Annotated in this window: 12 protein-coding genes; 9 read left to right on the top strand and 3 right to left on the bottom strand. The window is 51.5% G+C overall.

Translation table 11 applies throughout. The annotated features are described in order from the left end of the window. Positions 1 to 110: 110 nt before the first annotated feature. The 6 genes from pspA to tyrR all read left to right on the top strand — a co-directional run bounded on the left by pspA (position 111) and on the right by tyrR (position 5,676). Positions 111 to 776: a phage shock protein PspA gene (gene pspA, locus H511_RS0116795; protein WP_027253355.1), complete on the top strand. Its 666-nt coding sequence runs from the start codon at positions 111 to 113 to the stop codon at positions 774 to 776. Positions 777 to 797: 21 nt separating this feature from the next. Then, positions 798 to 1,028: an envelope stress response membrane protein PspB gene (gene pspB / locus H511_RS0116790; RefSeq protein ID WP_027253354.1), complete on the top strand. Its 231-nt coding sequence runs from the start codon at positions 798 to 800 to the stop codon at positions 1,026 to 1,028. Beyond that, positions 1,025 to 1,411: an envelope stress response membrane protein PspC gene (pspC, locus tag H511_RS0116785; protein ID WP_027253353.1), complete on the top strand. Its 387-nt coding sequence runs from the start codon at positions 1,025 to 1,027 to the stop codon at positions 1,409 to 1,411. Before pspB ends, pspC begins: the two co-directional genes overlap by 4 nt. A gap of 83 nt (positions 1,412 to 1,494) precedes the next feature. Further along, positions 1,495 to 2,892, top strand: coding sequence for a YcjX family GTP-binding protein (locus H511_RS0116780; RefSeq protein ID WP_027253352.1), 1,398 nt, complete (start codon positions 1,495 to 1,497; stop codon positions 2,890 to 2,892). Next, the gene (locus tag H511_RS0116775) at positions 2,889 to 3,926 is read left to right on the top strand and encodes a YcjF family protein (protein WP_027253351.1); all 1,038 of its coding nucleotides are present in this window, start codon (positions 2,889 to 2,891) and stop codon (positions 3,924 to 3,926) included. Before H511_RS0116780 ends, H511_RS0116775 begins: the two co-directional genes overlap by 4 nt. Positions 3,927 to 4,140: 214 nt before the next feature. Then, a complete protein-coding gene (gene tyrR / locus H511_RS0116770) occupies positions 4,141 to 5,676 on the top strand; it encodes a transcriptional regulator TyrR (protein ID WP_027253350.1) in 1,536 nt (511 codons plus the stop codon). Between the two features lie 39 nt (positions 5,677 to 5,715). Here tyrR and H511_RS0116765 read toward each other — a convergent pair whose 3' ends face one another. Further along, positions 5,716 to 6,201, bottom strand: a complete 486-nt coding sequence (locus H511_RS0116765) for a methylated-DNA--[protein]-cysteine S-methyltransferase (RefSeq protein WP_027253349.1) — start codon at positions 6,199 to 6,201, stop codon at positions 5,716 to 5,718. A 109-nt stretch (positions 6,202 to 6,310) separates the two neighbouring features. On the opposite strand from H511_RS0116765, the gene rimJ reads away from it, so the two are divergent. Then, the gene (gene rimJ, locus H511_RS0116760; RefSeq protein WP_027253348.1) at positions 6,311 to 6,895 is read left to right on the top strand and encodes a ribosomal protein S5-alanine N-acetyltransferase; all 585 of its coding nucleotides are present in this window, start codon (positions 6,311 to 6,313) and stop codon (positions 6,893 to 6,895) included. A gap of 126 nt (positions 6,896 to 7,021) precedes the next feature. On the opposite strand, the gene pyk is transcribed toward rimJ, so the two are convergent. Both pyk and H511_RS0116750 read right to left on the bottom strand, forming a co-directional pair. Beyond that, on the bottom strand, positions 7,022 to 8,467 hold the full coding sequence (gene pyk / locus H511_RS0116755; RefSeq protein ID WP_027253347.1) for a pyruvate kinase: 1,446 nt from the start codon (positions 8,465 to 8,467) through the stop codon (positions 7,022 to 7,024). A gap of 281 nt (positions 8,468 to 8,748) precedes the next feature. After that, entirely contained in the window at positions 8,749 to 9,603 is an 855-nt protein-coding gene (locus H511_RS0116750) for a MurR/RpiR family transcriptional regulator (protein WP_027253346.1), read from the bottom strand. 313 nt (positions 9,604 to 9,916) lie between these two features. Here H511_RS0116750 and H511_RS0116745 point away from each other — a divergent pair, with 313 nt between their 5' ends. Continuing rightward, positions 9,917 to 10,750: an NAD-dependent epimerase/dehydratase family protein gene (locus tag H511_RS0116745; protein WP_051288290.1), complete on the top strand. Its 834-nt coding sequence runs from the start codon at positions 9,917 to 9,919 to the stop codon at positions 10,748 to 10,750. A 582-nt stretch (positions 10,751 to 11,332) separates the two neighbouring features. After that, positions 11,333 to 12,004, top strand: a complete 672-nt coding sequence (gene psrA, locus H511_RS0116740; protein ID WP_027253344.1) for a TetR family transcriptional repressor PsrA — start codon at positions 11,333 to 11,335, stop codon at positions 12,002 to 12,004. Positions 12,005 to 12,014 lie beyond the last annotated feature (10 nt).

The raw sequence follows: 12,014 nt of genomic DNA, 5'->3' as shown, positions 1-12,014 counted from the left end.
GGCACGGCTCTTGTAATAAGAAATGCAGGCAGATTGCTATCTGGTGAAATGACATATCACAATGCTTGCAACCCGACATGTGTGGTTGCAGCGATGAAAGGAGAGACATAATGGGTATTTTTTCTCGCTTTGCGGACATTGTAAACGCCAACGTAAATTCGCTGTTGGACAAAGCTGAAGATCCGCAAAAAATGATCCGCCTGATCATTCAGGAAATGGAAGACACGCTGGTGGAAGTCCGTACTTCTTCGGCCAAAGCGATGGCAGACAAAAAAGAGCTGTATCGCCGTATTAACAGTTTGCAGTCACAGTCTGAAGACTGGCAGAACAAAGCCACACTGGCGCTGCAGAAGAGCCGTGAAGATCTGGCACGCGCTGCGCTGATTGAAAAACAAAAAATCAGCGATGTGGTGCTGACGCTGCAGGAAGAATATAAGCTGGTGGAAGAGACCATCGAAAAGCTGGCATCGGAAGTGGCTGAACTGGAGCGTAAGCTGCAGGAAACCCGCGCCCGTCAGCAAAGTCTGGTGGTGCGTCATCAGGCTGCCGATAATCGTCGTGAAGTCCGCCGTCAGCTCGATACCGGTAAAGTGGAAGAAGCTTTGTCTAAATTCGAGCAGTACGAACGCCGTATCGATGAAATGGAAGCAGAAGCCGACAGCTATAATATAGGCCGGGGCAAAAGCCTGGAGCAGGAATTTGCTGATCTGCAGGCGCAGGATGACATTGAAAAAGAGCTGGAACGCCTGAAAGCGGGTATGAAAGACAAAGAATAACGCCTCAGAAGGAGAGTGTGCATGTCCATGGGATTTATTGTAGGGCCGTTGATTGTCTTTCTGGTGTTTGTTGCGCCACTGTGGCTGATTTTGCACTACCGCAGTAAGCGTCAGACGGCACAGGGGCTGTCAGGTGAAGATACTGACAAATTACAAGGGCTGGTGGTCCGTGCTGAGCAAATGCAGCAGCGTATCGTGACACTGGAAAAAATACTTGATGCAGAAGCGCCACACTGGAGACAGAAGCCATGACGAAAACCTTATACCGTGATCCGAAGAACGGCAAACTGGGCGGGGTTTGCGCCGGGATTGCCGAATACTTCGGGGTGGAGGCCTGGGTCGTCCGTATTCTGACCGTGTCTGCCTTTCTGCTGGGTATCGGGTTCTTTGTGACGCTGGCGTATATCGCAGCTTGTCTGTTTCTCGACAAGATGCCGGAAGAGCGTCAGATTCAGCAGCACGCTTATAAAGAGCACACAGTGAAACAGAAACCCTGGCAGTCGGGACAGTCGCCGTCGCAGCTATTGGATAATATTGAACATGAGTTTGATGAGATGGAAGGCAAGCTCCGCGACATGGAAGCCTATGTCACCTCATCGGCATTCAATGTAGAAAAAGCGTTCAAACAGCTTTAATTTATCGGTCAAGTGTTACGAAAAGCAGGCAGTGGCCTGCTTTTCTGTTGCGTATCAGCCAATAACAACGAAAAGGGCAGGATATGATTCATTTGGGGCAAGAGCTCAACAAACTGGTAAACCGTGGCCTGGACAGGCATGTGCGTCTGGCGGTGACAGGATTGTCCCGAGCCGGTAAAACGGCCTTTATTACTTCGCTGGTGAATCAGCTGCAGCATGTCAGCACCAACCCGCGGCTGCCACTGTTTCCGGCCGTCAGTGATGGTCATCTGCTGGGCGCCCGTCGTGTGCCGCAGGTTGATATGCACGTACCGGCTTTTGGTTACGAAGAAGGCATGCAGGCTTTGCTGCAATCGCCCCCGCACTGGCCGGAACCGACCCGGGATGTCAGTCAGATACGTATGGCGCTGCGCTTTAAACCGCAGAAAGGCCCGTTAAAACTGCTGCAGGATACTGCCACCCTGTATCTGGATATCATTGACTATCCCGGTGAGTGGCTGCTGGATTTGCCTTTGCTGGAAATGGATTACCTGGCCTGGTCGAAACAGCAGGCTCGGTTGATGACTGGCCGCCGTCAACAGCTGGCAAGCGACTGGCTTGCCGCGGGCGAGACACTGGATCCCTTCGCGCCGGCTGACGAACAAGCATTGGCGCGCCTGGCGGCGACCTTCACCGATTATCTGTTCAAGTGTAAAGCGGAAGCCGGGTTGCACTGGGTTCAACCGGGACGTTTTGTGTTACCCGGTGAACTGGCCGGGGCACCGGTGTTGCAGTTTTTCCCGTTTATGTGGCTGGAAAAATACACCGAAGCCCAGTTAAATGAAGCGGGTGACGATACCAATATCGGCGTGCTGAAACGCCGCTACAAGTATTATCAGCAGCACGTGGTGAAAGGCTTTTACCGGGATCACTTTTCCCGTTTTGACCGACAAATCATTCTGGTCGACTGCCTGCAACCGCTCAATGCCGGCCGCGAATCGTTTAATGATATGCGCCATGCACTCAATCAGCTGATGCAGAGTTTTCATTACGGCAGAAGCTCCTTGCTGCGCCGTTTGTTCTCACCTCGTATTGATAAAGTGCTGTTTGCGGCGACCAAGGCCGATCACATTACCCCGGAGCAACATCCGAATCTGGTCAGTCTGTTACAGCAAATGGTCAATGAAGCCTGGCAAACGGCTTCCTTTGAGGGCATTAACATGAGCTGTACCAGTCTGGCCGCCATTCAGGCCACGGAGCCGGGCTTTGTGGATCATCAGGGTAAGCAGGTGCCGGCACTGCGGGGGCATACCTTGTCAGGACAGGCACAGACAGTGTTTCCTGGCGAAGTCCCGCGCAGGCTGCCGGATGATGCCTTCTGGCAGGCGCAGGGGTTCGACTTTGTCAGCTTCCGTCCGCTGCCGCAACAAAGCGATGAACCCTTGCCGCACATTCGGATGGATAAAACATTAGCGTTTTTGCTGGGAGATAAACTGCGATGACGAAGCCGTATCAAAGCAAAATAGTGTTTGATGAGCAGGAAACCGAGCCGTCAGGCCCGGATCTGAAAAGCCGGCTGGAATTTGCCGGGCAAGAAAGCTTTTTGCCCGCCGCAGCCGAAGAGGAATCGGACTCGCAGGCCGAAGCGCAATTGGAGAACACGCTGGGCAAATCGTCTTCCCGGGGGCGCTGGCTGAAAACCTTGCTGCTGGGCGGCATCGGACTGACGGTGTGGCAGAGCGTTGACTATGTTGCCTCTGCCTATCAGAGCGGTGACTGGTTGTCGCTGGGCTGGAGCGTGCTGGTGGCCTCGGTGGCTGCAACGGGTATCGGTGTGCTTGGCCGTGAATGGCTCAGGCTGCGCCGCCTCAAAGATCGCCAGACAGAACGCGAGCAGGCTGAAATGTTACTGGCCGCCGAGGGCATCGGGCAGGGGAAAGCGTTTTGTATCCGCCTGGCCAAGCAAGGTGCAATTTCGGCTGAGAACCCGGGTTACAGCCGCTGGCAGGCGTCTTTGGCGGCCACGCATAATGATGCGGAAGTGCTGGCCATGTATGACCAGCTGGTGCTCAGCCAGCAGGACAAACAGGCCAAAAAGCTGGTGGTGAAATATGCGCGGGAAGCCGCCCTGATGGTCGCGGTCAGCCCGCTTGCGATTGCTGATGTATTACTGGTCGCCTGGCGGAATTTTCGTCTGATTGATCAGATAGCGGCAGTCTATGGTATTGAGCTGGGCTACTGGTCGCGTATTCAGTTGTTCAAGCTGGTATTGAAAAATATGGCCATAGCCGGTGCCAGCGAGCTGATCACCGACAGCAGCATGGATATTTTGTCTGTACATCTTGCCGGTCGGCTCTCTGCCAGGGCCGCGCAAGGGCTTGGGGTGGGCCTGCTAACGGGCCGTCTTGGCCTCAAAGCCATGAATTTGATGCGCCCGTTACCCTGGCAGCCGGAACAGGCCCCGGCGCTGAGTGATATTCGTCGTGATTTGCTCAGCCGGCTGGGCGGGGATAAAGCAGAAAAGTCCGCAGACTGATACGCGGAAATACAACGGCCAGCCATAAAGCGCTGGTCGTTTTTTATCCGATTAACGGCGCTCAGAAACAAAAAGTATTTTCTGCTGCCATTTCATCACGATATAGCTCTCACCTTCGGGCATTGCCGTCTTGACGGCACACCGACTTCCGCGCACACTTCTTTTCGTGTCACGAATTGTTGACAGTTTTGTCTGGAGCGAAAAGGCAACCACTATGAGACTACAAGTCTTTTGTGTCGATCGGCTTGGGATGACCCGTGAACTGCTGGATATTCTGGCGAGCCGGGCACTGGATCTGCGGGGAATCGAAATCGACCGCAGCGGTATTATTTATCTCAATTGTCCGGAAATCGAATTTGAAGAGTTTCGTCAGTTAATGTTTCAAATCCGTCAGTTAGACGGAGTGACGGATGTGCGTAAGATACAGTTCATGCCGAGCGAGCGTGAACACAAAGAATTGAAAGCCTTGCTGGAAGCGCTGCCGGATCCTTTTTTCTCTGTTAATCTGCAGGGCAAAATCGATCTGGCCAATCAGCCGGCAGAGCAGTTATTAGGCAAAACCCGCGAAGCTGTGCTGGGAGAAACCGTCCACAGTGTGCTGGGCTTCAACTTCCATCGCTGGCTGGAGAAAGACAGCGCCAGGCATTACAGCGAAATGGTGGTGTTGTCCGGCCTGGATTATCTGATGGAAGTCATGCCGGTCTACGTGGCCGATGAGTCCGATAATGAAGTGCTGGCCAGTGCGGTGATTCTGCTGAAATCTCTGTCTGAGGCCAAAATGCCGCTGGCGATGCGCAAGATCAGCGGTGACAATGGTTTTGAACATCTGGTCGGGCAGTCTTCCCGTTTCCGGCATTTGATTGCACAGGCGAAAAAACTGGCCCTGCTCGATGCGCCTTTGCTGATTCAGGGGGAAACCGGAACAGGTAAAGAAATGCTGGCCAGAGCCTGTCACCAGCGCTCACTGCGCAGGGAAAAGCCATTCCTGCTGGTTAATTGCGTGTCTATGCCGGATAACGCCGCTGAAACCGAGCTGTTCGGGGTGGCCGGTACCGGTGGTGAGCCCGGTAAGAAAGGCATTTTCGAACAGGCCAGCGGCGGTACGGTATTCCTGTATGAGATTGGCGAGATGTCCTCTCATTTGCAGGTGAAACTGTTACGTTTCCTGCAGGATGGCACCTTCCGCCGGGTCGGTGAAGAGAAAGAAGTGCGGGTTGATGTCCGGGTTATTTGCTCCACACAGAAGCGATTGCCGGATCTGGTTGCTGCAGGGCAATTCCGTGAAGATTTGTACTACCGCCTGAATGTGTTATCTCTGGTGGTTCCGCCGTTACGGGAACGTTCGGCAGATATAGTACCGCTGGCTGAGCTTTTTGTGTCTCAGTTTGCCCAGGAGCTGCAGCAGGCGAAGCCTGTGATGTCAGATAAGCTGGCCCAGATGCTGAGCCAATATGCGTGGCCCGGCAATATTCGCCAATTACGCAATGTCCTGTTCCGGGCCATGACGCAGCTCGAAAGCGCTGAAATGACGGTTGATGATATTCAGCTGCCAGAGAATGAGTCAGCCAGTGTGATCAACGAAGAGACACTCGATGGTTCGCTGGATGACATCATGAAGCGCTACGAAACCGGCATCCTGACAAACCTGTATCGTAGTTACCCTTCTACGCGAAAACTGGCAAAACGGTTAGGGGTGTCTCATACCGCAGTGGCGAATAAATTACGCGAGTATGGTATCAGTAAGCCGTAACCTGCTTGCTGTGCCGCATATCACCCGGCAGGCTGTCTGCTAAAGTGGCCTGAGTTTGGGCGGGATGTGGCCTTTTTCAAGGGCCCGTAACAGGTTGATCAAATCCAGCCCGAAACGGCAGCTGATCCTCGGGTTCTGGCAGATCACGCGGTGACAGGGTATGAGTATAGGGATGGGATTGACATTCTTTGCCAGTGCCACCGCCTGATGGGCTTGCTTATTGCCGAGTTGGGCAGCCAGTTGCTGACTGGTGCGTGTTTCGCCATAGGGGATGGCCTGGATAGCCTGCCAGACCTGATGCTGAAAGGCGGTGCCATCGGGCGCTAAGCGCAGTGAAAATTGCTGACGCTGGCCTGACAGGTATTGCTTGAGCTGAAGGGTGTACTCTTGTAATTTTTCAGGGTGATGAATCCAGCAGGGGGGAGGCTGATAGCCGTCACTGGCAATGGTGATCAGCTTCAGCCCCTGGTCGTCGGCCTGCAGATAAATCAGACCAAGCTCAGTGTTGATCAGGTCGTAGTACATAGTTGCCTTCACCGGTCAGAGAGTCTTAACGGCTACCTTCAGCCAGGCACAGAGGAACGCCTCAAATGCCGGTAGCGTTAAAGTGAAAGTATAGTATGCAGAGGTCAGCTTGTTTCATTCAATCATGCAGCGTTCATCAACCTTAAAAGTTGATGGACTGACAGTGCGTCTGGTGACGAATAAAGATGCGCGTCAGATAGCGTCCTATTATCAGCGTAACAAACAGTTTCTCCAGCCCTGGGAACCGCTTCGGGACCCGGCTTTCTTTACAGTGGAGGGTTGGGAACGCCGTCTGACCCAATTGGCAGAACTTCATAAACACCGGCTGGCGTATTATTTTGTTATCTTCATGGAAGGATCAGAAGAAGTTTGCGGCGTGATTAATTTCAGTAACCTGGTGCGCCACCCTTTTTACGCCTGCCATGTTGGTTATTCACTGGATGAAAAATGTCAGGGCAAGGGCATCATGCGGCGGGCGTTGAATGCTGCCATCCGCTGGATGTTTGACGTGCAGCAATTTCATCGGGTGATGGCGGCTTATATACCGCGCAATAAGCGCAGTGCGGCAGTACTGAAATCGGCGGGTTTCGAGCAGGAAGGGGTTGCCCGGGAATACTTGTTGATCAATGGGCGCTGGGAAGATCATATACTGACGGCCCGTATTAACCCGGACTGGTCGCAACCTTCGCAGTAACGGCGTGTAGCCTTTAACCCTGTTTTGGGTTACGGGTGGGCCGGTGAAGCAGAAATAAAAAAGCTTGCGTTTACTGTATGCTCAGTACCGCAAGCTTTTTTCGTTTCAGCGTGTTGCTCTGACTTATCAGTCGACAGTCAGGATACGCATGTTGTTGGTACTGCCGACAGTGTCCATGATGTCACCTTGAGTGATAATCACCAGATCGCCTGTTTTCAGCAGATTCAGCTCTTTCAGATCGTTAATCGCATGTTTGGCAACATCCAGACCTGCGTCACCGGCACGGTCGAAAAAGACGGGTGTGACACCACGGTACAGTGCGGCGCGGTTGAGTGTCTGCTCATTGCGCGACAACGCAAAGATTGGCAGGCCGGATGAAATACGCGACATCATCAGCGGCGTGCGACCGGATTCGGTCAGGGTGATCATGGCTGTGACACCCACCATGTGGTTGGCGGCATACATGGTTGACATCGCAATGGTTTCTTCCGGGGTATCAAAAGTGCGGTCCATGCGGTGAGAAGACACGTTCACACTGTGTTCTTTTTCGGCACCCAGACACACGCTGGCCATGGCTTTGACTGTCTCAACCGGATAATCCCCTGCAGCGGTTTCAGCCGATAACATGACCGCATCCGTACCGTCAAGCACGGCGTTAGCTACGTCCATTACCTCAGCACGGGTTGGCATCGGGCTGGTGATCATGGATTCCATCATCTGGGTGGCAGTGATGACAGTACGGTTCAGACTGCGGGCGCGGCGGATCAGTTTCTTTTGCACGCCGATCAGTTCCGGGTCACCGATTTCCACACCCAGGTCACCACGGGCAACCATCACAGCGTCTGAGGCCATGATAATATCGTCCATGGCTTCTTCGCTGGCAACCGCTTCAGCACGCTCTACTTTAGCGACCAGACGGGCATTCAGGCCAGCATCGGTGGCCAGACGGCGCGCATAGTGCATGTCTTCGCCATTGCGGGGAAAGGAAACCGCCAGATAATCCACATTCATGGCAGCTGCCGTGATGATATCGGCTTTGTCTTTTTCAGTCAGGGCTTCGGCGGACAGGCCACCCCCTTTCTTGTTGATGCCTTTGTTATTGGATAGCGGGCCGCCAACCGTCACTTTTGTGTGGACTTTGTTACCTTCAACATGCGTCACTTCAAGCTGCACACGGCCATCATCCAGCAGCAGTAAGTCGCCAGGACTGACATCTTTCGGCAGCTCTTTATAATCCAGACCAACAGCTTGCTGATTGCCTTCGCCTTTAGGCAAGTCGCTGTCGAGGGTAAAAGTGTCACCGATAGCCAGCTTGATTTTGCTGTCTTTAAAGGTCGAAATTCGGATTTTCGGGCCTTGCAGATCGCCAAGTATAGCGACATGGCGGCCAAGCTTAGCAGCGATTTCACGGACTTGTTTAGTGCGTTGAATGTGATCGTCAGGGCTGCCGTGCGAAAAGTTCATGCGTACCACGTTGGCGCCGGCCGCAATAATGGCTTCGAGGTTGTTGTCGCGATCGGTAGCAGGGCCGAGTGTCGTTACGATTTTGGTACGTCTTAACCTTTGAGACATGAAGCTCTCCATATAGTCGAAAGGATACGATGAGATGGGTTATAACTTGGGTATATAGTGTTAGCATTATCTGTAATTATATTACAGGTGCTTGTAGTAAAAAGGCGACATAGGACAATGAATTGACGACTTTGTCGTCCGTGCTGGTCGTTTTCATTCTCAGTCCAGCGGGTATTATTGTCCGTTTTAAACGCAGAGGGAATACTGAGGATATAAAAAAGCATGGCTGTATCACCATGCTTTGATGTTCTATCCCGGGAATCATGGGCGCGGTGCTGGCTTTAAAATAGCCCTTCTTTTGCAATGCGTGAATCTTTGATGGTCTCTTTTACGCGTTTCAGGTTTTCTCTGAAACCCGGGCCGCGACGCAGGGTAAAACCGGTGGCGAGCACATCAATGACCGTCATCTGCACTACGCGGCTGGCCATCGGCATGTAGATGTCGGTATCTTCGGGGACATCCAGACAAATAGACAGTGAGCATTCGCGATCCAGCGGCGAGTCTTTGGCGGTAATACCAATGACAGTCGCACCGTTTTCACGTGCCATCTCTGCAATTTCTACTAAATTCTTGGTACGGCCGGTGTGAGAGATCAGCACCACAACATCGTTGTCAGTGCAGTTAATGACACTCATACGTTGCATCACGACATCATCAAAGCAGACAATGGGGATATTGAAGCGGAAGAATTTATTCATGGCATCATGGGCAACTGAAGCGGATGCCCCCAGGCCAAAAAAGGAAATGCGTTTAGCCTGAGTCAGCAGATCTACGGCCCGGTTAACCTGCATCGGGTCAAGGCTGCTTTTCGCGACATCCAGACAAGCCATGGTGGACTCGAAGATTTTGGCTGTGTAAGCTTCTGCGCTGTCGTCTTCTTCAACGTTACGGTTTACATAGGGAGTACCGTTCGCCAGGCTTTGAGCAAGATGGAGTTTAAAATCCGGGAAACCTTTGGTGTCAAGGCGACGGCAGAAACGGTTGACTGTCGGCTCACTGACATCGGCCATTTTAGCCAGAGTCGCAATACTCGAGTGAATAGCGGTTTGCGGGGAAGCAATGATAACTTCAGCAACCTTACGCTCAGACTTACTAAAGTGTTCTAGATTATTTTGGATTTTTTCAAGGGTATTCATACGATAACCGCGATTCGTTGCTGAATTTCAAAATAGGCGAGTTCGTTGGGACGCTGCCAAATATGATGAAACTATACTACTTTTCTTTTCTGGCCTCCTAGCAAATCTCTGAAAATCACTTTTCCTTTTTATTATAGTTTGATCACGATCTACTTTCCCTTTCAGTTTTGAAATGATTTTAACGGGGAAAAACCAAGGAATTGCCGAGTATTAAGCTGCTTTATGTTGTTTATTTTCAGTGCCCGGAATTAATTTACAGTTTGAATTAAATGTACAACAAAAAGACAACGAATAAGTTTCAAAGGAAATGATGATGAAAAAATTAAAGCGTGTCAGTGTCTGCGGATGTGGCTGGTTAGGTTTGCCTTTGGCAAAGAGCCTGAAACAATCCGGTTATGAAACATTCGGTTCAAAGCAGACCCAAGAGGGGGCTGAAGTATTGGAGCACCAGGGTATTAAAGGGGTTGTGGTTCGTCTGCCGCTACCACACGAGGTGCATTCGCCGACGCTGAACGCATTTTTAGCGGCAGATGTTATGGTGCTGAATGTACCGCCAGGGAGAGGAACTGCTTCAGCGGAAGAGTACAGTGCGAAAATTATCTCTTTATCAGAGGCAGCGAAAGCGGCCGGCTGCCACAAGTTGATTTTTATCAGTACTACCTCGGTATACGGGGATGCCGAAGGGGAAATTACTGAGTCAACTGTGCCTGCTCCTGCGACAGAATCTGGCAGGGCACATGTTGATCTGGAACAGCAACTCCGTCAGTTATGGGGTGATGATCTTGTAGTGCTGCGCTTAGCGGGCCTGATTGGCCCTCAGCGGCATCCGGTGAAATTTCTCGCTGGGCGACAAGGTATTGCCAATGGCGGGGCGCCAGTCAACCTGGTGCATCTGGATGATGTGATATCAGCTATCACGGCTATCCTGGAACGTTGGCCGGTAATGACAACTTTGCATTTATCGTCGCCACAGCACCCCAGCAGGGCAGTGTATTATCGGGAAATGGCCCGTTTGGCAGGATTAGCCCTGCCTGAGTTTCAGCCTGGTGGTGAGCAGGGGAAATGGGTCAATGCGTCCGCAACCGTTGAGGCTCTGGGTCTGAACTGGCGTTATGAGGATCTAATGACTCTGGCTCCTGAGCTCTGAGGGAGAGCCAAATTGCTTCGCCATGTGTGCTCAGTGTTGCGGGATACAGATAAAAAAAATCCCGCTGAAAAGTCAGCGGGAGGAATTTATCCTTAACACAATTAGGAGTTTAGCAGCAGTGGCATTGTCGATTAAAGCTGTTCAGTGAACCATTCATTGGCGGCCGGTTGTCAATCACTTCGTTAATCTTAATGTCACTAGTTATGACCGAGCGCTTATCGCTTAGTTCCGATTCCGCAGTGCTTTTTTTTAAAATTTTTCTAACCAATTGATATCTAAAAGGCAAAATTCACTGTTTCTTTTAAACAAAGATGCACTGTCGGAGTAGTAAAGAAAATGTTGCCACTTGCAGGATGATAATGAAAGAAAACCCGTTTCCAGACGGAAACGGGCTTTGAAGAAAATCTTCTAAGAAAAAGCAGTGGCACTATGTATGACTGCGGTATTTAGCCTTGGTTCCCATCGCACTTCGCATTATTTAAAATTTTTTCTTTTCTTCTCCGTTTCAATACTGTTCATCGCTTGTTAAATCTGTTAGCAAGGTGTAGAGTTTAAACATGTGTTTAATACGGGTGACTTAACATGGTAGTCAAAGCTGATACAAAAAGCCGCATTCTGGACGCCGCTGAACTCTTGTTTGCAGAGCATGGCTTCAAAGAAACGTCGCTGCGAACAATCACCAGCAAAGCGGGAGTCAACCTGGCCTCTGTGAACTATCACTACGGTGATAAGAAAACGCTTATCCGGGCAGTGCTGAGCCGCTACCTGGAAGAATTCATGCCAGCGCTCAAGCAGGAGCTGGAAGTGCTGTTGACCCGCGATGATTTCAGCATGGAAGATGTCTTCCGTTGTACCAAGCAGCCTTTGCTGAAACTCGGCAATTTCCGTTCTGGTGGCGCCACTATTTTCATGTCCCTGATTGGTCGCGGTTATACCGATGTTCAGGGCCACTTACGCTGGTTTATCGTAACGCGTTATAACCCGGTGCTAAACCTGTTCACCAAAGCAGTTTGCCGCGCCAATCCGTCATTGGATCCGGAAACCCTGTTCTGGCGCTTGCATTTTACCTTAGGGGCGTCCGTTTTTACGATGGCATCCAGTACCGCACTGCGCGAAATTGCTGAAAATGACTTCAAATGTACTGTGTCGACCGCTGATCTGATTGATCGCATGGTGCCGTATCTTGCTGCGGGTGTTGCCGCGCCGATAGAGATGCCTGCGCCAGTATCAGCAGCGACAGAGAACGCTTACTGAACCCTGCAAA

The sequence above is a fragment of the Photobacterium halotolerans DSM 18316 genome (assembly GCF_000425165.1).
Taxonomy (GTDB): Bacteria; Pseudomonadota; Gammaproteobacteria; order Enterobacterales; family Vibrionaceae; genus Photobacterium; species Photobacterium halotolerans.
The sequence above is the reverse complement of the archived record's forward strand: the minus strand, read 5'-3'. Positions and strand labels throughout refer to the sequence as shown.